The sequence below is a fragment of the Sphingomonas sp. M6A6_1c genome (genome assembly GCF_053345135.1).
The window spans coordinates 490498-514607 of record NZ_JBKEZO010000004.1 but is presented as its reverse complement, the minus strand read 5'-3'; the positions used below and the strand labels follow the sequence as shown (position 1 = coordinate 514607).

Annotated in this window: 15 protein-coding genes and 1 pseudogene; 11 read left to right on the top strand and 5 right to left on the bottom strand. The window is 64.0% G+C overall.

All coding sequences use genetic code 11. The annotated features are described in order from the left end of the window. A pseudogene (locus tag ACLBWH_RS11130) lies at window positions 1-320 on the bottom strand (TonB-dependent receptor); the annotation flags it as partial. 506 nt (window positions 321-826) lie between these two features. After that, entirely contained in the window at window positions 827-1576 is a 750-nt protein-coding gene (locus ACLBWH_RS11125; protein ID WP_447798800.1) for a FadR/GntR family transcriptional regulator, read from the bottom strand. Window positions 1577-1880: 304 nt separating this feature from the next. Between ACLBWH_RS11125 and ACLBWH_RS11120 the strand changes: the two genes are divergently transcribed. From ACLBWH_RS11120 to ACLBWH_RS11110, 3 genes are all read left to right on the top strand, one after another. Next, complete coding sequence (locus tag ACLBWH_RS11120) at window positions 1881-3116, top strand: MFS transporter (RefSeq protein ID WP_447798798.1); 1236 nt, start codon at window positions 1881-1883, stop codon at window positions 3114-3116. A 40-nt stretch (window positions 3117-3156) separates the two neighbouring features. After that, entirely contained in the window at window positions 3157-4317 is a 1161-nt protein-coding gene (gene uxuA, locus ACLBWH_RS11115) for a mannonate dehydratase (protein ID WP_447798797.1), read from the top strand. A gap of 245 nt (window positions 4318-4562) precedes the next feature. Next, complete coding sequence (locus ACLBWH_RS11110; RefSeq protein ID WP_447798795.1) at window positions 4563-5774, top strand: IS256 family transposase; 1212 nt, start codon at window positions 4563-4565, stop codon at window positions 5772-5774. A gap of 128 nt (window positions 5775-5902) precedes the next feature. On the opposite strand, the gene ACLBWH_RS11105 is transcribed toward ACLBWH_RS11110, so the two are convergent. Next, a complete protein-coding gene (locus ACLBWH_RS11105) occupies window positions 5903-6712 on the bottom strand; it encodes a FadR/GntR family transcriptional regulator (RefSeq protein ID WP_447798793.1) in 810 nt (269 codons plus the stop codon). Window positions 6713-7443: 731 nt separating this feature from the next. On the opposite strand from ACLBWH_RS11105, the gene ACLBWH_RS11100 reads away from it, so the two are divergent. The 5 genes from ACLBWH_RS11100 to nhaA all read left to right on the top strand — a co-directional run bounded on the left by ACLBWH_RS11100 (window position 7444) and on the right by nhaA (window position 14425). Then, window positions 7444-10374 (top strand): TonB-dependent receptor, encoded by a 2931-nt coding sequence (locus ACLBWH_RS11100; protein WP_447798791.1) that lies wholly within the window; start codon window positions 7444-7446, stop codon window positions 10372-10374. A gap of 62 nt (window positions 10375-10436) precedes the next feature. Continuing rightward, window positions 10437-10745 (top strand): hypothetical protein, encoded by a 309-nt coding sequence (locus ACLBWH_RS11095; protein WP_447798789.1) that lies wholly within the window; start codon window positions 10437-10439, stop codon window positions 10743-10745. A 408-nt stretch (window positions 10746-11153) separates the two neighbouring features. Further along, entirely contained in the window at window positions 11154-11648 is a 495-nt protein-coding gene (locus ACLBWH_RS11090; protein ID WP_447798787.1) for a hypothetical protein, read from the top strand. A gap of 263 nt (window positions 11649-11911) precedes the next feature. Further along, a complete protein-coding gene (locus tag ACLBWH_RS11085; RefSeq protein ID WP_447798785.1) occupies window positions 11912-12352 on the top strand; it encodes a hypothetical protein in 441 nt (146 codons plus the stop codon). An 891-nt stretch (window positions 12353-13243) separates the two neighbouring features. Beyond that, window positions 13244-14425, top strand: coding sequence for a Na+/H+ antiporter NhaA (nhaA, locus tag ACLBWH_RS11080; protein ID WP_447798783.1), 1182 nt, complete (start codon window positions 13244-13246; stop codon window positions 14423-14425). A gap of 2 nt (window positions 14426-14427) precedes the next feature. Here the strand turns inward: nhaA and ACLBWH_RS11075 are convergent, their stop codons facing one another. Together ACLBWH_RS11075 and ACLBWH_RS11070 are read right to left on the bottom strand one after the other, a co-directional pair. Continuing rightward, window positions 14428-14634 carry a hypothetical protein gene (locus ACLBWH_RS11075; protein ID WP_322850248.1) on the bottom strand — a complete coding sequence of 69 codons (207 nt, stop codon included), beginning with the start codon at window positions 14632-14634 and terminating at the stop codon, window positions 14428-14430. Between the two features lie 74 nt (window positions 14635-14708). Then, a complete protein-coding gene (locus tag ACLBWH_RS11070) occupies window positions 14709-16868 on the bottom strand; it encodes a TonB-dependent siderophore receptor (protein ID WP_447798781.1) in 2160 nt (719 codons plus the stop codon). 247 nt (window positions 16869-17115) lie between these two features. Here ACLBWH_RS11070 and ACLBWH_RS11065 point away from each other — a divergent pair, with 247 nt between their 5' ends. The 3 genes from ACLBWH_RS11065 to ACLBWH_RS11055 all read left to right on the top strand — a co-directional run bounded on the left by ACLBWH_RS11065 (window position 17116) and on the right by ACLBWH_RS11055 (window position 24066). After that, entirely contained in the window at window positions 17116-20199 is a 3084-nt protein-coding gene (locus ACLBWH_RS11065; RefSeq protein WP_447798779.1) for a TonB-dependent receptor, read from the top strand. A gap of 67 nt (window positions 20200-20266) precedes the next feature. Next, on the top strand, window positions 20267-21847 hold the full coding sequence (locus ACLBWH_RS11060) for a GH39 family glycosyl hydrolase (RefSeq protein ID WP_447798777.1): 1581 nt from the start codon (window positions 20267-20269) through the stop codon (window positions 21845-21847). A 53-nt stretch (window positions 21848-21900) separates the two neighbouring features. Further along, the gene (locus ACLBWH_RS11055) at window positions 21901-24066 is read left to right on the top strand and encodes a WD40/YVTN/BNR-like repeat-containing protein (RefSeq protein WP_447798775.1); all 2166 of its coding nucleotides are present in this window, start codon (window positions 21901-21903) and stop codon (window positions 24064-24066) included. The last annotated feature ends 44 nt before the right edge of the window (window positions 24067-24110 follow it).

The window sequence follows — 24110 nt, the reverse complement described above, 5'->3', positions numbered from 1 at the left end:
ATGTTGGTGTCGGGGAACTTGCCGATGTCCTCGGCGAAGATCGAATCGGTAAAGCCGGTCGAGGCGCGCTTGGACTCGGTCGACTTGGCAAGGCTCGAACGATAGCCGGTGACGACGATGTCCTCACCCGGCGCGCCCTGGCTCTGGTCGGTCTGCGGCACGGGCGCGACGGCAGGGCCGTTGTCCTGGCCATCGGCGGGGGTCTGCTCCTGCGGCGGCGGCACGGCCTGCGCCGCGGCCATCGACGCGCCGAGCGAGCCGAGCGTGGTAGCGCACAACAAGGCGATGCGGCGCAGACGGAGGGTACGAACGGTGCTCAACTTCAGGTTCCTCTCTGGTGACACGCTGCCGTCGTCGCGGCATACGCAATAGCGTCGAATTGGTCTTAACTGCGGCCGACCTTTTTGTGCGCGCGCCGGCAGGAATCGCATGCGAGGCCTAGCCGCAGAAACTATGGGCTGGAGGCGAATTGCTTGCTACGAGAGCTGCCGGTGAAGGCATTCGCAGTGCCTTGTTCAACCGCGACCATTCATTTGGGTATGAAGATGTCAAAGCCATGCCGCTCCTCACCGGTTGTCTAGGCAGCCGTGATATCGCTACCCTTCGCGGCTATTGGTAAAAGAGTCAACCGGATTTCGGACTGGCCAGTGACTGATGTCAATCTTCCTAAGGGCTGCTGGCGGAGCGCCCCGTGCGGAGGGCTGTGGCGTCTAAAGTTGATGCGCATCATGTTCGCGGAATGCCTCCTGACGAATAAGTTAAAATAGCTACTTCTTATTCGCTCTCACAGAGGAGGTTGCTCCGAATCTATGTTGTATGCCGAAGATCAAATGACCTTTTTAAGATCATCGTACCTTTGTTTGATTGCTGCGGTTGAACGTCGAGCCTCATCCATCTCCGAGCGTTCGTGAAAGTCAAGCAGGCGCAACATAGATTGAAGAAGATGGTTTCGCATTGCCGTTCTGGCTTTGGCGCTATCCCTTAACTTAAGAGAATCTAAAATAGTTCTATGCTCAAAATCCAAAGTATAATGATTAGAATCACTATTGTGGAGATCTAAATATGAAAAGCCCTGTGATACGAGCCTTGAGTTCCAAAGATCTGCAACCATTTTCTTGACGATTATGTTCCTGGTAGCGGAGGCTATCCCTAGGTGAAAATCTCTATCCGCCACCTCGGTTGCTTTTGATCTAACGCCCTCAATCGACGTTAGTGCGACAAGATCCTCTAGCTGGTTGACCTCTTGAGATGTGATGCACGTCGCCGCAAGCGCCGCAGCCTCACCTTCGATCATCATGCGCGCTTGCGTCAATTCGTATATATGCTCGGACGCTTGAGGTAGGCTATCTACATTTGGAAGACGACGAACAAACGTTCCTGATCCTACTCGAACATCTACAAAGCCTTGCACCTCTAATGATATTAGAGCCTCACGCACAATGGAGCGACTGGAATCATATTCAACGGCAAGGTCGCGCTCGGCAGGTAGTCGGTCTCCTACAGAGTAGCAACCAGACCTAAGCTGCTGCAGTATCTTGTTAGCAACATGTTGATAATAACGGTGATCTGCCGTCATATCACGCTGTCCGGAGCAGCGTTCTGACTTGTCGACTAACGGGCGACGCACAAGACTACTTCGTATTGGCAAAAACCTAATTCGACAGCTGGAATGTTTCTACGATAGTCGTTAAGGCCGATGTGGTCCTTGCACGGGCGCCGTTCTGTTTTTAACATCGTATCTTTCATGCTGGCCATCCTTACCATGGTGATTTGCCCGCTGGTCAGACCGGTTTGCCCACATTATCATAGCGGATCAAGAGGAGAGGAACGCATGCAAGTACGAGGGCGGCCTGCCGATATTTCGGCCGAGATGCTATAGGGTGGGGCGCGCCATACCGTTGCGCTGGCGGCTGATAGGCTTGGTCACGTTGGGGACGATCCTCAACTATCTCGCGCGATCGACGCTGTCGGTCGCGGCACCGCAGCTGAAGACTGAATTCGGCATGACGACTGAAGACTACAGCTGGGTCGTGCTCGCGTTCCAAGCAAGCTACACGGTGATGCAGACGGTGGCGGGCAGCGTGCTCGACGCGCTGGGCACGCGGCTCGGCTTCTTCCTTTTCGCGATCGGCTGGGCGCTTGCCAACATGGCGCACGCGCTGGCGACGGGCTGGCCGAGCCTCGCCGCGTTCCGCGCCTTGCTAGGAGCCAGCGAGGCGGCGGCGATTCCCGCTGGCGCGAAGACGGTGTCAGAATGGTTTCCACCGCGCGAACGTTCGCTGGCGACCAGCGTGTTCCAGATGGGCACCAGCGTCGGCAACATGATCGCGCCGCCGCTCGTCGCGTTCTGCATCCTGGCGTGGAATTGGCAGGCGGCCTTCCTCGTCACTGGCGCGCTCAGCCTCGTCTGGGCGTTCCTGTGGTATTGGACCTACCGCAGTCCGGCGGATCATCCCGCGCTCGATGCAGCGGACCGTGCCGCCATGGAGTCAGCGGGTGGCGAGGATCTCGGCACCAAGCCGGCGACACGCCGCGATCTGCTGAGAAGTAGGGCCTTCTGGGGGATCGCGGTGCCGCGCTTCTTCGCCGAGCCGGCGTGGCAGACATTCAACTTCTTCATCCCGCTTTACCTCGCGTCAGTCTGGCAACTCGACCTCAAGAGCATCGCCCTTTGGGCATGGATGCCGTTTCTCGCCGCCGACTTCGGAAGCCTTGCCGCCGGGTTGCTGCCGAGCTGGCTAATGCAACGCGGGGTGCCGCTCGTCGCCTCGCGCAAGATCACCATGACAATCGGCGCGTTGTGCATGATCGGCCCGGCGGGCATCGGGCTGGCCGGCTCCTCGGGAGTCGCGATTCTGTTGTTCTGCGTCGGCGGCTTCGCACATCAGATGCTGAGTGGTGCTCTGATTACGTTGTGCGCGGACATGTTCGACAGCCGCACCGTCGGCACCGCTAGCGGCATGGCGGGCACCTCCGCATGGGTCGGCGGCATGCTGTTCACGCTGCTGATCGGCCAGAGCGCCGACGCCTGGGGCTATGATCCTTTGTTTGCAGCACTCGCCGCGCTCGACCTGTTGGCGGCGGCGGTGCTGTGGAGCCTGCTGCGCGGCCGATAGCGCGGCCATGATACATTCGAGGAAGGTCAGTGACGTGTTGATGACGCAAACGATGCGGTGGTTCGGTCCGGCGGATCCGGTTCGCCTCCATGAGATACGACAGGCGGGCGCGACCGGGATCGTGACCGCGCTGCACGAACTGCCGAACGGTGCCGTCTGGGAGCGAGATGCGATCGCCGCACGCAAGGCGATGATCGAGGCAGCCGGCCTCGACTGGCGGGTGGTGGAAAGCCTGCCTGTAGACGAGCGGTTGAAGACGCGCTCGGTCGACTGGGATCGCCTGATCGCCAACTATCGTAAAAGCCTGACGAACCTCGCCGCCTACGGCATCGACGTGGTGACGTACAACTTCATGCCGCTCCTTGATTGGACGCGGACGGATCTGGCTTGGGAACTGCCCGACGGCGCCCGCGCGCTGCGCTACGAAGCGATTGCGGTGGCGGCCTACGATCTGTTCATCCTGCGACGTCCCGGTGCGGCGGCGAGCTACGATGCCGCTACCCAAGCCGCCGCCGAAGCGCGATATTCGACAATGACAGCCGCCGACCGGCACCGACTCGAGCGTACGATCATCGCCGGGCTGCCGGGAAGCGAGGAAGGTTTCACCTCCGCCCAGTTCCTCCACGCGATCGACAGCTATGCGGACATCGACGCCGCCCGACTTCGCGACAATCACGTCGCGTTCCTCGAGGCGGTATGTCCTCTGGCGGACAATCTCGGTATCCGGCTGGTGGTCCACCCGGACGACCCGCCCTTTCCGATCTTCGGTCTACCACGGGTCGTGAGCACCGAGGCGGATGTCGTCGACCTTTTCACGCGCGTGCCGAATGCTTCCAACGGGCTGTGCCTGTGTACTGGGTCTTTCGGCGTCAGGGCGGACAACGATCTGCCCGGCATGGTGACGCGTCTTGGCAACCGCATCGGCTTCCTTCACCTTCGGTCCGTGCAGCGGGAAGCCGACGGGGCCTTCCACGAGGCCGAGCATCTGGGCGGAAACGCCGACATGGCAGCCATCGTCGCTGCGGTTCACCGCCTCTCCCTGAAGGAAGGGCGCAGTATTCCCATGCGGCCTGACCATGGCCATCAGATGCTCGATGATTTAATGCGGTCGACCAATCCCGGCTATTCGCTGCTTGGAAGGATGCGCGGGCTTGCGGAATTGCGCGGTCTCGAAAGGGGGCTCGCGCACGCCGGCGAATGATGACCACGGACATCGTGAGCCGTAGGCAACCGGAAATCGATCTTGCCCCTGTATGATCGTGTGGAACACTAAATGGCCACAATAGGGTAGCGTCCGCGCTCGTGGTGTAATTTCCCGGTGTAGATGACGGTGTATGCCGGGGTGGGGCCGAGGCCCCACCCCGGCTTCGGCGCCTCGGTGGCCACCGGGCTCATCGGTTAAGGTGGAAGTGTCGAGCTTCACCAACATCCGAGGAGTTTTTCCCGATGACCGACGACAGACTACCGCTTGCCGAGTTGATGGCGAAGACCGGAGACGGCGATTTCCTGCGCAGCGTTGCCGAGAGCGTGCTGCAGATCATCATGGAGGCCGACGTCGACGGCCTCATCGGCGCCGGCCGCCACGAGCGGTCCGGCGAGCGTAGCACGTGGCGCAACGGCTACCGTGACCGCAGCCTGGATACCCGGCTGGGCACGCTCAACCTGAAGATCCCCAAGCTGCGCACCGGCGCCTACTTTCCCGGCTTCCTGGAGCCGAGGAAGACGGTCGAGAAGGCGCTGGTCAGCGTCATCCAGGAGGCCTGGATCGCCGGCGTCAGTACGCGGCGCGTCGACGATCTGGTCCAGGCGATGGGGATGAGCGGCATCTCGAAGTCGAGCGTGTCGAAACTGTGCAAGGACATCGACGAACGGGTGAACGCCTTCCTGAAGCGCCCGCTCGCCGGCGAGTGGCCGTACCTCTGGCTCGACGCCACCTACCTCAAGGTCCGCGAGGGCGGCCGCATCGTCAGCGTCGCCGCCATAATCGCTGTCGCCGTCACCACCGAGGGCAAGCGCGAGATCGTCGGCCTGCACATCGGCCCGAGCGAGGCCGAGCCGTTCTGGTCGACCTTCCTGCGCGATCTCGTCCGGCGCGGGCTCAAGGGCGTGAAGCTGGTCATTTCCGACGCGCACGAGGGGCTGAAGGCCGCCGTCACCCGCGTCGTCGGCGCCACCTGGCAGCGCTGCCGCGTCCACTTCATGCGCAACGCGCTGGCGCACGTCCCCAAGGGCCACAACACCATGGTCGCCGCCGCGATCCGGCAGGTCTTCCTCCAGCCGGACCATGCCGCCGCCACCCGAACCTGGCGCCATGTCGCCGACCAGCTCCGCGCCAGATGGCCGAAACTCGGCGCCTGCATGGACAACGCCGAGCACGACGTGCTCGCCTACATGACCTTTCCCGAGCAGCACCGGGTGAAGCTGCACAGCACCAACCCGCTCGAACGGCTCAACAAGGAGGTGAAGCGCCGGGCTGACGTGGTGGGCATCTTCCCCAACGAGGACAGCATCACCCGGCTCATTGGCGCCGTGCTCCTCGAGCAGAACGACGAGTACCAGCTCCAGAACCGCTACATGCAGATCGAGGGCATGGTCGCTCTCGCCACACCACAGATCGAGGAGGTGACGCCGCTACAGATTACACCCAAGGCCGCCTGAACGATGCAGCCCGGGGCCACACCCCAAATTACACCACGTTGACGGACACGACCCACAATAGACCGGCGGGGGCGGTATGCCTTGAGCTTCGGCCGTCGAGGCCGGCGTAGTTAGCCGAACCGACTTGCTCAGACCGGAAGGGCCCCGCCGTAACGGCGTCGTGCGCTTGCAACGGAGCGCCGAGCCTCTTCTATTGCCAGTTCCTCGGTCGTGAATAGTAGGTGATCCATGACAGCTGTCAGGTGCGCGCGCATTGCCGTCCGTGCACGGCTGACGTCTCGGGCACGCAATGCATCGACGATCGCCGCATGTTCCGCGATGACCGGTCGGACCTTCGCATGACGTGCCTTGGCATGTAGGAGGGCGCATTCCGGAGAGGTGGATCTAAGATGCCATAGATCTTCTATGGTGCGAAGCACGCCTGCATTCCGCGTCGCGGCCGCGATGGTGAGATGAAAATCCCGGTCTGCCTCCTCGGTGACTTCCGGCTGAAGGTTTTCCGCAGCGATTGCGTCCACTAGAGCGTCAAGACGGGAAATCTGCTCTTCAGTGATGTGGACGGCAGCCAACGCTGCTGCTTCGCCTTCAAAGAGAAGGCGTGCCTCAGTCAGCTCGAACGCTGTAATCGCGAATGCTGGCTCCTCATCCTGGCCAGGTATCCGGCTAACATAGGCGCCGGATCCGACGCGAACCTCAATGAATCCTTGAACCTCCAACGCGATGAGGGCTTCCCGTATAACCGGGCGGCTTACGTTGTAGATCGTTGCGAGCTCACGTTCGGCTGGCAGCCGTTCGCCCATCGCGAATACGCCGGATGCGATTTGCTCGAAAATCGTCCGAGCCAAGCGCTGGTACATACGATCATTGATTGGCGTTTCACGTAAAGCACCCGAGCTAATCAGGTGACGCGTCGCGTGTCTTGCCATCGGCGTCTTCAACCCCATCACTATTCAAGCTCGCAAGAATTATAATAGCCGTCGAAGCCAGCACGGTCGTTTTTTCCGTGACCGTTCAGCTCCTAGGATCATCAACCCATCGTAGGGCTTCCGACGTTAATAGACCAAGCAGGAAATATGCGACGTCAAAATGTAAAATTGGTGCGCCGCACAATCATTCGGGCCGCGCTTGCCCATGTCGAGGTCTGCCATGCCTTACGTCCGGTAAGGCATTAAAGCGCAGCAGATGTCGTCCTCGAAGCACGCCGACTTAAGCACTTAAGTGGCGGCCGCAGCCCACCCGATCTTTTTTGCGGATGTGCCTTGCGTTATGTAGGAGTAAAATGCACGATCCTAGTCGAGCCAATTAGAAAAACTGGCCATACAGGAGAGGGAATATGCGTAGGGGAATTACACTTGGCAGCTCTTGCAGCCATTGGTTGGCAGCTTCGAGTTCGAGCGTTCTCGCGATAATGGTAGCCCAAAGCGCTGAAGCGCAGAGTGCCAGTTTGCTCGACGGAAGTTCGGGTCAGTCTCGCGTGCAAGCCGATCCGCCAGCTACGACCAGCCGAACAAAACCGGGCGTGCAGCATGGTGGGAGCTCCATTACGCCGGAAACGGACGCATCAACTCAGTCTGTGACGGGCGCATCGCCGGGTGGGGGCACGGCTCAGGAGGATGGCGGCGTGGGCCGGCAGGTTGCGTCAGGCGACTCGCAACCCGGGGATATCGTCGTGACCGGATATCGCCGCTCGTTGGAAGACTCAGCCAACGCCAAGAAGAACGCGACCAACTTCATTGACTCGATCTACGCCGAGGACATCGGTAAGTTTCCGGATCTCAACCTCGCCGAATCGTTGCAGCGACTGCCCGGCGTGCAGCTCAATCGCGACAACACTGGTGAGGGCACTACGATTAACGTTCGTGGCCTAAGCGCGGGATTCACCGTGACCACGCTCAATGGGTTCAACGTCACCACCTCCAGCCAGGGCGTCAACGAAGGGCGCGGATCGAGCCTCGACATCCTTCCGTCCGAACTATTCCGCCGCGTCACACTGAGCAAGTCGCCGACCGCGAGTACGGTGGAGGGCGGCACCGCCGGCGTCGTCGACCTGCAGCCGGTTCGCGCCTTCGACCAGAAGGGCTTCAGCGTCAGCGTCCAGGGGCAGGGCCAGTATCAGGACGCTAATGGTACGACGACGCCGCGCGGCGCGGTGATCGTCAGCGACCGGTGGAGAACCTCGATCGGCGAGTTCGGTCTTCTACTGGGGGGCGCCTATGCGCAGCGCGACTACCGCAGCGAGATATTCAACACGGTCGGCTATACGACACTGAACGTCAATCCGTTCTGTCCGGCGACGCGATCCGGGTGCAACACCGGCAATATCGCGACGGGGGGCTATGGCCGCGGCGCGGGCGCGCTGCTGACGACGGTTCCCGGCAATGTGCCTTCCGAACTGGGGCTCGGAGCGGCGGGCTCCCCGCTGTCGATCTGCGGCAACGGCGCGCCCGGCGGGACGTCGGGGCTGAGCTGTCAGGACCTCAGTAACGCGATCGTGCCGCGGCTCGTCCGGGCCGAGCAGATCGTCGGCAACCGCACTCGCAAGACCGGCATGGTCAATTTCGAATATCGCCCTACAGAGGCGATCCGCTTCCGCGTCGACGCGATCAAGAGCCAGTCGAACAACGACTTCGGCCAGTACGACGTGATGCTGGCGGTGCGCAGCTACAACAACACCATTCCGATCGGGTTCACGCTCGATAAGGACAAAGTGCTGACCGACGGCACGTTCGGCAACGCCTATTTCCTCAACCAGAGCACCGATCAGCAGAACAGCACCTCGCTGTTCTATCGGTCACTGGCGGCGGAATGGGACATCGCCGACAATTTCCGATTCTCTGCGCAGGTGATGAAGAACAGCGGGCGGTTCAAGGATTCGCAGCTGCAATATACGATGCAATCGGCCGCACCGCGGATCGCTCCCGCAGTGTACCCTTCCGGCGTGCCGTCACCAGCGACGCAGCCGGCGTCCGACCTCACCCCGGTCAACACCGGGCAATATGCGCAATATAGCTATAAGCCGGGGGACATCACGCCCTCGATCTCGACCAATATCGATCTGCCGACGTTCACCAACTGGTCGTGGAACAGCATCTTTCTCGCCGAAAATCGGCAGAAGCTCGATCAGGATGCCTATCGCTTCGACCTCGTTGGCGGCGACGTACAGCGCCTGCAATTGTCGACCGGCGTCATGAAGCAGCGATTCCGACGCACGATCGCAGGTTGGCAGGCGCTCGACTGCGCGAGCCGCGGTGCGTGCACCAGCACCTTCACCTCGACCGAGCCGTCGATTCAGGAGGTGATCCCCAACGCGGCGATCCCGCAATATCTCACCGAGCTGCCCTCGATGCAGCTGTTCAAGGGCGCACCGTTTAACGCAGGCCTCAACAACGGCTGGCTGGTGCCGGACTTCGCCAAGATCCGGCAGGCGGTGAACCTCGACTATTTCCGCTACGAGCTCAATCCGGGAACGCAGCCCGCCAACTACCTCAACACCTATTCACCGCGCGTGCTTGAAGAGGACACGGTCGCCGGCTACCTCATGGCAGACGGACGGCTGCAGCTATTCCGACGCGACCTGCGCTTCAACGCAGGCATCCGCTACACTAGCAATCAGCAGGCGGTGGCGGGTTTGGTTAACGACTTTATTTTGATCGGCGGGGCGGGGACCCGAAGCGTGCCGCGGTTCACATCCAAATCTTCTAACTGGCTGCCGAGTCTAAATCTGTCCTACTTCCTCACGGACACGCTGATCGTGCGCGGTGCAGGGGCGCGGACGGTTACGCGTGCTAACCCCGCGGATCTATCGCCACGCTACGAACTCAGTCTCGACGCCGACTCCTACACGATTGGTAACCCCGCGCTGCGGCCCTTCTATGCCGACAATTACGATTTTGGCGTCGAATGGTATCCCCGCTCGCGCTCGGTCCTGACGTTCAACGGCTGGTTCAAGAAGATCTACGATTATCCGTTCGTCCTCCCGACGCAGATGCCGTTCTCGCAGTTGGGCATCGACCTGACACGCTTATCGGACCGTCAGCGGACGGGCCTCGCCAACCTTGGCGGCGGCAACACCGACAACGCGGTGATCAACGTGCTGCAGCGGCTGAACTCGGATACGGTGATCAACCTTTTCGGTCAGGAATTCCAGTGGATCCAGCCGCTCGACTTCCTAGTGAAGGGCGTCGGCTTCAACGCCAACGTCACCCACATCAAGCAGTGGCTGAGCGGCGCCGCCGTGCCGGCCGGATTCAATCCGAATGCGTTGCTGTCGGGGCTCGCACCGTGGACGTATAACGGTACGATCTATTACGAAACTAAGGATTTTCAAATCCGCGTGTCCTACACTCACCGCGACGCCAACATCTCAAACGTCTGCCCGTGTAATAATATACCGGGCGACCTCTACACGACGGCGACAGACTACATGGATGCCCAGATCTCGTTTCCGCTTCCTTGGTACAAGCGCCTACAATTCACTATTCAGGCGCAAAATCTGCTGAAGCAAGTACAATACAATCAATATGAGAACCGCGAATCTCAGCCCGACGGGGCGACCTATGCCGGACGCAACTTCGTTGTCGGGCTACGCGCAAACTTCTAAGTTCCACAGCTAGGGCGGCGTCTAAGGGCGCCGCCATCCTTGCGTGGACAGCGTCAATCGTCATGCGATACCCGCTGTTCACCGCTTCTGTGAAGAAAATTGCCGTAACATTGCCACTCTTTAATTCGGGCCCCGAGAACTCGATCGATCAGACCTGCCTCACCGTCGATCCTGCTCCGATGGTCAATGGCGGCATGGTCTATGGCTACGCCCGCTACCAGGAGAATGACGCCGACGAGTTCAAGGGACCCCGCGGAGTCAAAAGCTTTGGCTGCGTGATGCTGGGGCAGGGGGGCCGGGGGAGCGCCTCGTGCTCGCAAGCCAGTCATGCCGCTACTTCAACTCTTCTCCCGAGGTCATCGGGCTCGTGATGTTGATGTACGTCCGCCTCCGAATGTCGTTGCGGAACGTGGAAGACCTGCTGTTCGGACGGGGATCAGCATCTGCCTCGAGATGTCACGGCTCTGTAGCAGCCCGTTTTGGACCGTTCTTCACCTGCGACATTCACCGCCAGCGGGTAAGTTGAAAGCTTCCGTCCACGTTAACGCGCAAAGCCAATTCAACCTGAAGCGTAACCTCATCGTTCGAGAAGCCTACAAGGAACGACGCTCCACCGCGCTCGGGTGCCGGCAGGGTGCGCCAGCTAGGTAGGTAAGCTCGAAGGCCGACATGCTCTACGTGGACCCCTAATCCCCTGCCGGCTGACCGATGCGGCCGTTGCCGGCAAGCGGATTTGCGAGGCGGAGGCGACCTGTCTGATCCTGGATGCCGATTTCGTCGTGGCCCACAACAGCGCCTTCGATCGACCGTTCGTCGAAGCACGGCTGCCCGGCGCGGTAGGCCGACCTTGGATCTGCTCGATGCAGGACGTGGAATGGCGCGCACTGGGCTTCGAGGGGCGCTCGCTGTCGCACCTCCTGACCCAGGTGGGCTTGTTCTACGACGCACATCGAGCGGACATCGACGTCGCGGCGCTTCTACACCTGCTGGACCATCAACCGGTCGGTCGCTGCCGTACGATCCTCGGTGATGCCTTGGGCAATGGCTCCAAGCCTAAGTGGCGCGTGGAAGCCACGTCCGCTCCGTTCCGAGCGAAGGATTGCCTTAAGGCGCGAGGCTACCGTTGGGACGCACAGCAGAGGCACTGGTGGCGTGAGGTGGTGCCCGAGATGTTCGATGATGAACTCCGGTGGTGCGCCGAAGAGGTCTATGGCGGCGATGGCGAGCCGCGGTGTCGCCTGGTCGACTGGACCGAACGGTACGCCGCGGCCTGAGCGGCCTCGCTGTCGATGAGGTTTGGAGAGCGGTGGTGCATGGTGAGGGTCGAGACGAACGCCCAGCACGGGGATTGTACGTCGTTAAGCTGACGGTGGGTAGAGCCCAATCTGAGGTCGCCCTTGCCCAAGTCCGTGGACCCTCTTCCGATGAAGGCGGAACGCGGGTGGTCTGGAGCCACGACTTCAACAATCAGGAGAGTGCCAGGATCGTCGCTAGTCTCATGATGCGGCTGTCGGATCGTTGGCCGACGTGGGCACGCATGGCGACGCTTCTGGGCGCAGACTTCCTGACGGGTGTGTTGGAAAACGAGGTTTTCCGGGCTGCGGAGGAACAACTGAACGGTGAGATCGACGACGGCGTCGAGGCGGAGTCTGAGGCACAGGCCCATCGTGCAGACCCGGTGTACTTCTCGCTCGTGCTCAAGGGGCATCCGCGTCTCGTGGGCATCCGCAGGGGCCGGCGGTTTCTCGTGCTGGAACTTGATACCGCACTCGCTGCGTTGCGTGTCTGGGATTGGGTCAGGTGGCAGTCGCCGGCCTTCGCAGGGTGGTATGCATTCGCCGAAGCAAAGGGACCCATCGCTCTCGAGATCATGATCCTGGACTCGACCCGACTGGCGGAAGAGCGCGCGAGGTTAGAGGGATACGCCGCAGACGGTGCCAGACCCTTGCGGAACTGGCGTCCTGATCTGCGAGATTGATTCTAAAGCCGAGATGCTCGCACGCGGAGCGTCAGGCGAAAGGCTCGGATCGAGCCTTACCAGAAAATTTACGTAGTGCTGATTTCCGAGGGCCGGAGAATCCCAACGCTAACGGGCGAGGCTAGGGCTGCGCTCGTCAATCTCAAAATCTGCGTCATGGCCACATCTCTCCTGTCAGATAGCGAGAGCGGAGCGCGGCTTTGCTCACAGCGAAGACGGGGGACAACTATGTGGGACTCCGTTTGAGACCAATCGACAATCGAGTCAGCACGATCCGGTGCAAGACCCATCACCGATCAGTTCACGGACCAATCGGGCGCACATAACCCACTGGTGCAGACGTGCTGATCGAGTAGCGAGCAGTGTGCGAATGCCCACGAGGCGGCATGACCGGCGATAGCGGCGCGGACGCAGTCCCTGCCCAGCTTGTCATCTATTTTTAGGTGCTCGTGGCCACGCCGATGGTGATTGGCAGTCCGGCATCAGCCGGCCACTCGCCGTCTGCTTTACCCAAAAGAGCCCGGTTTCGGCTTGCGTGAAACTTGCGTGTATTCGGCGCTCCTAACCGTTCTGTTCTTACGGTGTTGTCGTTCTTGAAAGGGAGAAAAGCGCAGCAAAGTAGGATTTTCGCCCTTTTGCACTGCGTTGACATCGCAGGGGTCGCAAGTTCAATCCTTGCCACGCCCACCATTCTGATTTGGCTCTATCCGTCACAGGACCCTCCACCCCAGAGGGATCGGATAGAGCCACTTCGGCCTCCCGGTGCCGCGGCATCGGGTCTTCGCATCTCATAAACGCGACAATCGGCTTGGTTACGGCGGCGTGCCGGTCCAGAAGCGGGCAGGGTTTCGCGTCGGGCGGACCTGCCGCCCGCCTTCGGACGATGATCGCATGACCTCTATCACACGTGCGCGGACCAGCGCGATCCGCGCCTTCCTCGCCGCGCAATCCTCCGCCGGGCTGGTGCTGATGGCGGCCGCGGTCGTCGCATTGGGCATCGCCAATTCGCCGCTCGGGCCGGGCTATGCCGCGCTGCTGCATGCCGGCATCGGCCCACTGTCGCTCGGCCATTGGATCAACGATGCGCTGATGGCCGTCTTCTTCCTGCTCGTCGGGCTGGAGATCAAGCGCGAGATGGTCGACGGGCAATTGTCGACCTGGCCGCGCCGCGTGCTGCCCGGCATCGCCGCCGCGGGCGGGATGATCGTGCCCGCCTTGCTGTTCCTCGCGGTCAACCGCGGGCCGACGGCATCGGGCTGGGCGATCCCCGCGGCGACCGACATCGCCTTTGCGCTGGGCGTCATCGCGCTGCTCGGCGAGCGCGTGCCGGCGTCGCTGCGCGTGTTCCTCGCGGCGCTGGCGATCCTCGACGATCTCGGCGCGGTGCTGATCATCGCGATCTTCTATACCGCCGGCCTGTCGTGGCCCGATCTTGCCGGCGCGGCGGTAGCGGTCGCGCTGCTGGTCGGCTGCAACCGGTACGGGGTGCAGCGATTGTCGATCTATCTGGCGATCGGCGTGGTCCTCTGGGTGTTCGTGCTGCGCTCGGGTGTGCATGCGACGCTGGCCGGGGTGGTGCTGGCGCTGACCATCCCGATGCGGCCCACCCAGGGACGGTCCGACGCGGACGATCCCAGCCCGCTGCACCGGCTCGAACACGCGCTGCACCGGCCGGTGGCGTTTCTGGTGGTGCCGGTGTTCGCGCTGGCCAATGCCGCGGTGCCGCTGCTCGGGCTGCCCGCGGGGGCGCTGACCGCACCGGTGACGCTCGGGGTGCTGGGCGGGCTGGTGATCGGCAAGGTCGCCGGCGTGTTCGGCTGCGCGATGCTGGCGATCCGGCTCGGCCTCGCCGACATGCCCGCGCATGCCGGGCGGGGTCAGCTGTTCGGCGTCGCCTTGTTGTGCGGGATCGGCTTTACGATGAGTATCTTCATCACGCTGCTCGCCTTTGCCGATGCGCCGCTGCTGCAGAGCGAGGCGAAGCTGGGCGTGCTACTCGGCTCGCTGCTGTCGGGGATCGCGGGCTATACGGTGCTGCGAGTGGCGCGGCGTCAGGACGCCGCGCCGGAATAAGGTCAGTCGCGCGGGACGCCGCGGCCGGCGACCTTCTCATAGCCAGACAGTTCGTCGCCGATCGCCACCTTCGCGGCGAGATCGTCGGCGCGGGCCTGATCCTTGGCGGCGCGCTTGGGATCGTCGGGGTCGCCGTCGGGATCGGCGGCGCCGACATTGGGGCTGTCGGGCATGTAAAGGACGGGCTTTTCGTGGTTTTCATCGGGCAATGCACATCTCCTTTGCTGCTGATGAAAACGTCCGGGGGCGAGGGCGGTGCCATCGCCCGCCTGCGCCCCGTCGCTCAATAGCGTAGGCTGATCGTGCCGAGGATCGCACGCGGCGCGGCGTAGCGGCTCTGGTCGAAGGTCAGCGCGGTGAGGTATTTGGCGTTGGTGACGTTCTGCAGATTGACGCCGACCGAGACATTCTCGGTGAGCGCGTAGCGGCCGAACAGGTCGACCGTCGCCACCCCGCCTTGCGTGATGCGGATCGGCTGGCCGGTGGTCGAGGACAGCGAGCCGGGCTCGAAATAGAAGCGGCCCTGATATTGCACCGAAGCGCCGAGCTTGAGCGCCTTCAGACCCTGCGGCGTGTAGGAGAGGTTGAGGCGGCCGGTGTTGCGCGGCACGAAGGTGCGCACCGGCTGGTCGTCGTCGCCGCGCACGCGCATCACGGTGAAGCCGCCGGTCACCTGCACGCCGGGGACGGGCTGGCCGCTCGCCTCGATCTCGATACCCTGCGACGTGGCGTCGACCGCGTCATAGGTCTGCCGGCCGTTGAGGAAGGCGCCGGCCTGCGCGGTGTTGTTCTGACGCGCTTGGAAGACGGCGGCGCTGGCGTTGAATCGGCCGCCGAACCACGCGCCCTTCAGCCCCGCCTCCAGATTGTCGCCGGTGATCGGCGCGAGCTGGCGGAGGTTGGCATCGAATTCGGTCTGCGGATTGAAGATCGTCGCATAGCTCGCATAGGCGCTGATCGTCGACGTCAGGTCGTAGGTGGCGCCGACGAACGGCAGGAAGCGCGTGCGGTCGAAGTCGGTCGCTTCGCCATAGGAGGTGCCGTTACTCTGCGCGTGCGTGTAATTGCCGCCGAGCATCACCTTGAACGGATCGGCGAGGTTGAGGCGGACGAGGCCATAGACCGTCTCGCGCTGCCGATGCTGGTCAAGGCTTAGGTCGTAGGGCGTGGGGAAGGTCGTCTTCGGGAAATTTCCGTCGAAGAAGGTGTCGAGCGGCAGCAGCAAGCCGACTTGGCTATAGTCATAGCTGGAATATTGCCGGTAGCGTTCGGCACCGCGCATGACGCCGACCATGACGTCGTGCTGGCGCCCGCCGACCGATACCGGGCCACCGATATAGGCGTCGAGCGTCAGATTGCGCGCCTCGCCCTTGAATGCGCCGGGATAGCTGCGGATACCGATGTCGTCCGCCGTGGTCGCCGTGCCGAGCGTGTCGATGCCGCCCGGCGCGCCGCGCACCGGATTGCCATAGACGTAGAAGAGCGTGTCGTTCTCGCTCGTCGCCTTGCGCAGCACCGACACCTTGCCGGTCCAGCCGTTGCCGAAATCGTGCGTGAGGTCGCCGAAGATCTGGCGGTCGATGACGTTCCAGCCCGACCAGCGCGGCGCGTAATTGGCGGAGCGGGCGAAATCGATGCGCGAGCCGTCGGTGTAATAGAGCGGCGTCGCGCCCCACATCGCGCCGCGGCTCTGATGGTCCTGGTGGCCGTAGCCGGCGCTGATCACGGTGTTGGCGCCGAGATCGGCCTCGACGATGCCATAGCCGGTCCAGCGCCGCAGGCTGTAGCGATCGAGATAGCTGTCGGTATCGAGCAACGCGCCGACCGCGCGGGCGCGGATGCTGCCGTCGGTGGTGAGCGGTATGCTGACGTCGCCGTCGATCCGCTTGTTGTCGAACGAGCCATATTGCGCGCTCGCCGAGACTTTGAGCTCGTGATACGGGCGCTTGCGGATGAAGTTGATCACCGCCGAGGGGTTGCCGGTCGGCGACAGCAGCCCCGGCGCGCCACGCACCACCTCGACCCGGTCGTAGATCGCGGTGTCGATCGACCCGGTCTGGATACCGAACGAGAAGGGCTGGCCGATCCCGTCGATCTGGAAGGTCTGGATGTCGAAGCCGCGCGCCGAGAAATAGACGCGATCGGTCTCGCCGGCGAGCACGTTGATGCCCGGCACCGTCGCGAGCAGCGCGTTGACGTCGTTGAGCTGAAGATCGTCGATCTGCGCGCGGGTGACGACACTGACCGATTGCGGCGTTTCGCGCTGGCTGAGCGGCAGGCGGGTCGCGGTGCGTTGCGTCTTGACGCCGTAATCGTCGCTGCCTTCGCTGCGCTGGCCGGTGACGATGATGTCGTCGCTGCTGCGCTGCGGATCGGCGGCGCCCGTGTCGCTCGCCGGCGTCACTGCAGCGGTGGCCGCCATCAGCGCCATGAAAGCCGTCATCTCTCTAACTCCTTGAACTCACTGGCCGCATAGCGTGACGCTCTGCTGTTGCAAGTGACTATCAATATCGCAGAGGGAAATTGTTGCCGGCACTGTTACACAATTGTCACAGAGCGACCGTCTCGGAGTCGATGTGCCAAAATGGTAATTGCTGCTGATAGCAAAATCCACTAATGAAAATGCTAGCGCTAACATAAAGCGTGAATTCAAGGTTTATCGCCATTTGGGCGACGGAGAGGGTCTGGGGATGACGAACATCGCGAGCACGGACGGATATCGTCCGGCATTCAACGCCGCCCTTCGGGCAGGCGTATCGGGTCTCGTGCTGGGGATGATCGCGGTATCATCGCCGGCAGCGGCGGCCGGCATCGGCCAGGCCGACACCAGCGCCATCCCCCAGACCACCGGCCAGCCGGCGACCACCGCCGGTGACCAGAGCAGCGACCAGCCGGGCGGCGAAGAAATCGTCGTCACCGGCCGCCGCGCCGCGTTGCAGGCCGCCGACGAGCGCAAGCGCCGCAGCGAGACGATCATCGATTCGGTCGTCGCCGACGAGGCGGGCAAGCTGCCCGACAACAGCATCACCGAAGTGCTCCAGCGCGTCTCGGGCGTGTCGATCGTGCGCTTTGCGGCGCTCGGCGATCCCGACCACTTCTCGGTGCAGGGTTCGGGCGTGCAGGTGCGCGGTCTGACCGGCGTCGCCTCGCGCCTCAACGGCCGCGAGATCTTCAGCGCCAACAACGGCCGCGCGATCCTGTGGAGCGACGTCACCCCCGAGCTGATGGCAGCGGTCGACGTCTACAAGGCGTCCACCGCCGACCTGATCGAGGGCGGCACCGGCGGCCAGATCGATCTGCGCACCAAGATGCCGTTCGACTTCAACGGCAAGTTCCACATGGCCGCGACCGGCGAACTCGGCATGGGCGACATGGCGCAGAAGGCCGATCCCGTCGCCTCGGTGCTCGCGACCAAGACCTTCGACACGCCGATCGGCAAGATCGGCATCCTCGCCGACGTGGCGTACAGCCAGTTCAGCTCGCTGTCGCAGTTCATCCGCACCGAGCCGTATTTCAAGACGAACATCAGCGGCAAGGATTACTATATCCCCGGCGGCTTCACCTATGGCGACGAGGCGTTCCAGTATCGCCGTTACGGCATCTATGGCGCGGTGCAGTGGGCACCGACCGACGATTTGACGTTCAGCGGCACCTTCTTCCAGTCGCGCTACAAGAGCCAGTCCAGCGATTACGGCGCGCAGGTCAGCTCGCAGACGCTGGCGGTCGATCCGGCGAGCAGCAGCTTCGACAGCAATGGCGTGCTGACCAAGACCAGCTCGCTGTTCAACCGCGACACCACCACCTTCCTTCCCAGCGCCAACACCGTGACCAGCTCGGGCAACAAGGGCTTCGTCGACAGCAACACCCGCACCCGCGACTATTCGCTGGCGTTCAATTATGCGCCGACGGACAGTCATCTGTCGCTCAAGGGCGCATTGCAGCGCGTCGATTCGCGCCAGATCTACGATCGTCTCGACATCTTCCGCGACGTCAGCTTCGGTACCGGCTTCGGCATGGACCTGACCAACGACCTGCCGCAGATCACCACGACTGCCGCCGCACAGGCGGGCTTCGCCAATCCCGCCAGCTATTTTTGGTCGGCGTCGATGCCGCATAACGAGCGCAACAAGGGGCGGCTCGATTCGGCTAATCTCGACGCCGAATATTCGTTCGACGACAGCTTCCTGAAGGCGATCAAGGTCGGCGCGCGTGCGGCGGAGCGGACCGAGCGCGACCTGGGCAACGGTTACAATTGGAGCGCGCTGGGCCGCGGCTGGAACGGCGATCCGCAGCTGACCTATGCCAATGCCGCCCCGGGCGACACGACCTATCACGCGTTCAAGGACTTCTTCCGCGGCGAGACGGTGCTGCCGGGCAATCTGATGTTCGCGAGCGAGGATCTGGCGAAGCGCTTCGTGGCGAATCGCACCGGGCTGGTGGCGTCGCCGCCGGCGGGCTTCTGCCCCGCCACCGCGCAGTTCGACTGTTCGGTCGCGGGCCCGCTCCCGGCCGGCAGCGGATATGGCGGTGGTTCGGCGATCACGCGGCCTGCCGGCTTCGTGCTGCCGGGCGATCAGGTCGACAACAAGACGATCACCAAGGCGGCCTATGCGCTGGCGCGCTTCGGCCGGCCGGAGGGCGGCATCTCGGGCAACGTCGGCGTCCGCGTCGTCAATATCCAGAACGAGGGCAGCGGCTACATCCAGCAGAACGCCAATACGTTCATCCGCAACGGCCAGACGCAGACGCTGGGGCAGACGTTCCTGGCCCGTGGCGGCAAGGCGGAGTTCACCCGCTGGCTGCCGTCGATCAACGTCGACTATGCGCCGAACGAGAAGATCAAGATCCGCGGCGGTTACAACATCACCATGGATCTGCCGACGTTCAACGCGCTGCGTGCGTCGGGCAGCATCGGCGTCGCGACGACGAGCAACCCCGGCAACGTCAACGGCGGCAGCAGCCTGCCGAACATCTTCACCAACTTCACCGCGGACACGGGCAATCCGTTGCTCAAGCCGACGATGTCGAACAACTTCGATCTGTCGTTCGAATATTATGCGCGTCCCGGTACCGCCTTCCACCTCGCGCCGTTCTACAAGCGGCTGACCGATCTGCCGATCTACTCGCTGACCCAGCGCCAGGTGACCGTGGTCTATACCGACGGCACCAGCGAGAACGTCAGTGCGGCGGCGACCGATTACATCAACGCCACCAAGGCGGCGACGGTGAAGGGCGTCGAGGTCGGCGGTCGTGCCTTCCTCGACATGCTGCCGGGCGTGCTGTCGGGTCTCGGCTTCGAGGCGAACTATACGTTCATCGACAGCAAGAACCCGGGCGATCTGTATCGCGACATCAACGGCGTCCAGCGTGCCGACGCGCCGCTGATCGGCCTGTCGAAGCATAATGCCAACGTCACCTTGCTCTACGAGAAGCAGGCGGTGTCGTTCCGCGTCGCGTATTCGTGGCGCTCGCGCTACCTGCAGACGACCAACAGCAACGGCACCAACCCGACCTATACTTACTATTCAGCGCCGGGTGCGACCGGACAGGCGATCCAGATCGCGCTGCCGGTCTATGGCGACGCCTATGGCACGGTCGATGGCGGGGCGCGGTTCAAGGTCACCGACAATTTCTCCTTCGGTGTCCAGTTCACCAACATCCTCGGCGCGACGCAACGCACGCTGATGGGCGGCTATCCGGGCGGCAAGCTGTACGGCCGTAGCTGGTTCCAGAGCGATCGCCGCATCTCGACCGGGATCAGCCTCGCTTTCTAGTGACCCAGCGCCCCGCTCGCCGACCGGCGGGCGGGGCGTCTGCCATTTCCCGATCCGAAGGACCGCCATGACCACGCTCCCGTTCCGTTTCGGCGCCGGTGCGCTGCTCTGTCTTGCTGCCGCAGCGTCCGCGGCACCTGCGCCCGAGCCGGTCCGGGCGATCGAGGTCGACGTCGCGCGGGCGGCTGCGCCGATCGATCGCGCCTTCGATCTGTCGGTGGGATCGGACTTCGCCGGGACGCTGATCCGCCCGGACAGCCTCGCGCAGCTCGACACCGCGGTGCGCGAGCTCGGCTTCCGTTACGTCCGCTTCCACGACGTGTTCACCGATGCGCTCGGCACGGTGAAGATGCGCGACGGCCGCATCGTCTACGACTGGACGAAGATCGACCAGCTCTACGACGCGTTGCTCGCGCGCAAGATCAAGCCGTTCGTCGAACTGGGCTTCACGCCGGACGCGCTCAAGACCTCGAACCAGACGATCTTCTACTGGAAGGGCAATACCTCGCACCCGCAGGCCGAGGGCTGGGCCAGGCTGATCGACGCCTATGTCCGCCACCTGCGCCAGCGTTATGGCGCCGAGGAGGTGCGCAGCTGGTATTTCGAGGTGTGGAACGAGCCCAATCTCGCCGGCTTCTGGGAGAAGGGCGACAAAGCGGCGTATCTCAGCCTGTACGAATCGAGCGCACGAACGATCAAGGCGATCGACCCGGCATTGCGCGTCGGCGGGCCGGCGACGGCGGGGGCGGCGTGGGTGCCCGACCTGCTCGATTATGCCGCGGCGCGTAAGGTGCCGATCGATTTCGTCACGACGCACACCTATGGCGTCGACGGCGGTTTCCTCGACGAGAAGGGCGAGGACGACAATCGCCTGTCGACCAATCCCGATGCGATCGTCGGCGACGTCCGGCGCGTCCGCGCGGAGATCGCGGCGTCGAAATTCCCGGGCTTGCCGCTGTACTTCACCGAATGGAGCGCGAGCTACAATCCGCGCGACCCGGTGCACGATTCCTACGTCAGCGCGCCCTATATCCTGACCAAGCTGCTCGCCACGCGCGGGATCGCGCAGGGGATGAGCTATTGGACCTATAGCGACCTGTTCGAGGAGGCCGGGCCGCCGCCGACGCCGTTCCACGGCGGCTTCGGGCTGATGAACCGCGAGGGCGTCCGCAAGCCGGCGTGGTTCGCATATAAATATCTCCACGCGCTCAGCGGGCCGGAGATCGCGCTCGCCGACGCGCAGGCGCTGGCGACGACCGAGGGCGGGCGGACCAATGTGCTGGTCTGGAACTGGCAGCAGCCTAAGCAGACGCTGAGCAACCGGCCGTTCTTCACCCGGCAATTGCCGGCGACGGCGGCCGCGGCGGCGGACCTGCATCTGACCCATCTAGCGCCGGGGCGCTATCGGCTGACGGTGCACCGGACCGGCTATCAGAAGAACGATGCGCATTCGCGCTATCTGGCGATGGGATCGCCCAAGACGCTGACACCGGCGCAGATCGCCGAATTGCAGGCGCTCACCACCGACACGCCGGAGATCGCGCGCGTCGTGCAGGTCGGTCGCGACGGCGGCTATACGCTGCGGCTGCCGATGCGCAGCAACGATGTGGTGCTGGCGACGCTGCAACCGGTGGCGTCGGGGAATTGAGCGGGTTGCGCCAACGGGCTGGGAGACGAAGCCGCGTCGGACGGGCGCTGCTGATGGCCTTGGCGGTGCTGGCGATGCCGGCGGCGTCGCCTGCGCAGCCGGCGGCGCGCTATCGCTGGACCAACGTCACCGTCGGCGCGGGCGGCTATGCGCCCGATATCGTGTTCAGCCCGGTCGAGCGCGGCCTTGCCTATCTGCGCACCGACATGGGCGGCGCCTATCGCTGGGATGCCGCGGCGGCGCGCTGGTTGCCGCTGCAGGATGGCAACGCCGTCTCCAGTTATATGGGGATCGAGAGCATCGCGGCCGATCCGGTCGATGCGGACGTCGTCTATCTGGCGGCGGGGATGAACGCCGGCGCGCCCGCGGCGATCCTGCGCTCGGGCGATCGCGGGCGGACGTGGCGGGTGGTGCCGGTGCCGTTCGCGATGGGCGGCAACGAAGCGGGGCGCGGCCTCGGCGAGCGGCTGGCGATCGACCCCAACGACCATCGGCGGCTGTTCTTCGGGTCGCGGCACGACGGCCTGTGGCAGAGCCGCGATGCGGGGCAGAGCTGGTCGCCGGTGGCGGGTTTCCCGCACAAGGGGCTGGGCCAGCCGCCGCGGCGCACCAGCCACGGTGGCGTCTCCTTCGTCGCGATCGATCCGACCAGCGGCAGGGCAGGCGCTTCGCAGCGCATCTGGGCCGGGATCGCCGATCCGGGCGGGCCGGCGCTGTATCGCTCCGACGACGGCGGGGTGCATTGGATCGCGGTGGCGGGGCCGGCGCTGTTCGCCGCCAAGGGCGTGGTCGACGCACGCGGCGTGCTGTGGGTTGGCTTCGCCAGCGGGATCGGCCCCAGCGACGTCAAGACCGGCGCGGTTTGGCGCTACGACCCGCAGGGGCATGGCCGCGACGTCACGCCGCCGGCGTGGCGGGCCGCGGGGGCCGAGGGCGGCTTCCTCGGCGTCGCGGTGGCGCGCTCGGCGCCGGGCACCGTCGCGGTCTCGACGATCGATCGCTATCGTGCGGGCGATTCGCTGTGGCTGAGCCGCGACGACGGTGTGCATTGGGACGACGTCGGCGCCCGTAGCCGCCGCGACGTCTCGACGACGCCGTTCCTGCTCCACGAGGGCAAGGGCGCCGATTTCGGCCATTGGATCTCGGGCCTGGCGATCGACCCGTTCGACGCGGGGCATATCGCTTATACCACCGGCGCCACCGTCTATGCGGCGCAGCGCCTGCCGGCACGCGGCACGGTGGATTGGGCGCCGTGGGTGCGCGGGATCGAGCAGACCGCGGTGATCACGTTGATCTCGCCGACCGGTGGCGCACCGGTCGTGTCGGGGTTCGGCGACCTCGCCGGCTTCGTCCACGACGATCTCGATCGCTCGCCGCAGCCGACGTTCGCGAACCCGTATCTCTCCAACACCAACATGCTCGATTATGCCGGCAAGGCGCCGAACGTGATCGTCCGCAGCGGCAGCCTGTATCTCGACCGCCCCCGCGACGCGAGCCTCGCCCGATCCGAGGACGGCGGCCGCCACTGGACGCCGGTGCGATTGCCGCCGCAGGGCGATCCGCCGGCGCGCGACGACCTCAACGGCGAGGCGGCGATCACGGTATCGGCCGACGGCGCGACGATGATCGTTGCGGCGCGGCTGCCGCAGGTGACGCGCGACCGCGGCCGGACGTGGTCGCCGGTGCGCGGCCTGCCGCCGCGGACGCGCGCGGTGTCCGACAAGCTCGATCCGGCGGTCTTCTACGCGGTCGACGCGGCGGGCGGGCGACTGCTGGTATCGCGCGATGCCGGGGCGAGCTTCGCGCCGGTGGCGGGACGCGGCCTGCCGCGCGACCTCACCGCGGCGCAGGCGCGCAACCGCGAATCGCAAAGCGCGCTCGTCGCTGCGCCCGACGCGACGGGGCGGCTGTGGCTGCAGGTCGGCAGCGCGCTGTTCCGCAGCGAGGATGCGGGCGCGTCGTTCGTGCCGGCGAGCGGCGGACTGGCGGTCGAGCTGTTCGGGCTCGGCAAGGATGCGGTGTTCGCGATCGGCAGCCGGGCCGGCGTGCGCGGCGTCTGGCGTTCGACCGATCGCGGTGCGTCATGGCGGCGGATCGACGATGCCGCGCATCTTTGGGGCGGGCGCTATCGCGTGGTCGCCGGCGATCCGCGCCGTGCCGGGCGCGTCTATGTCGGCACCGACGGGCGCGGGCTGTTCTACGGCGATCCGATCGACTGATACGCATCCCCTGGCGCGCTCGACCGTTCAGGAGCGATTCGAAG

What these genes read in the sequence shown, in the direction of transcription:
- ACLBWH_RS11125 (WP_447798800.1), bottom strand. Translation starts at nt 1,576, where the DNA reads ATGACGGCAGATCACCGTTATTATCAACATGTTGCTAACAAGATACTG.
- uxuA (WP_447798797.1), top strand. Translation starts at nt 3,157, where the DNA reads ATGACGCAAACGATGCGGTGGTTCGGTCCGGCGGATCCGGTTCGCCTC.
- ACLBWH_RS11110 (WP_447798795.1), top strand. Translation starts at nt 4,563, where the DNA reads ATGACCGACGACAGACTACCGCTTGCCGAGTTGATGGCGAAGACCGGA.
- ACLBWH_RS11095 (WP_447798789.1), top strand. Translation starts at nt 10,437, where the DNA reads ATGCGATACCCGCTGTTCACCGCTTCTGTGAAGAAAATTGCCGTAACA.
- ACLBWH_RS11085 (WP_447798785.1), top strand. Translation starts at nt 11,912, where the DNA reads ATGGCGACGCTTCTGGGCGCAGACTTCCTGACGGGTGTGTTGGAAAAC.
- nhaA (WP_447798783.1), top strand. Translation starts at nt 13,244, where the DNA reads ATGACCTCTATCACACGTGCGCGGACCAGCGCGATCCGCGCCTTCCTC.
- ACLBWH_RS11070 (WP_447798781.1), bottom strand. Translation starts at nt 16,868, where the DNA reads ATGACGGCTTTCATGGCGCTGATGGCGGCCACCGCTGCAGTGACGCCG.
- ACLBWH_RS11065 (WP_447798779.1), top strand. Translation starts at nt 17,116, where the DNA reads ATGACGAACATCGCGAGCACGGACGGATATCGTCCGGCATTCAACGCC.
- ACLBWH_RS11060 (WP_447798777.1), top strand. Translation starts at nt 20,267, where the DNA reads ATGACCACGCTCCCGTTCCGTTTCGGCGCCGGTGCGCTGCTCTGTCTT.
- ACLBWH_RS11055 (WP_447798775.1), top strand. Translation starts at nt 21,901, where the DNA reads ATGGCCTTGGCGGTGCTGGCGATGCCGGCGGCGTCGCCTGCGCAGCCG.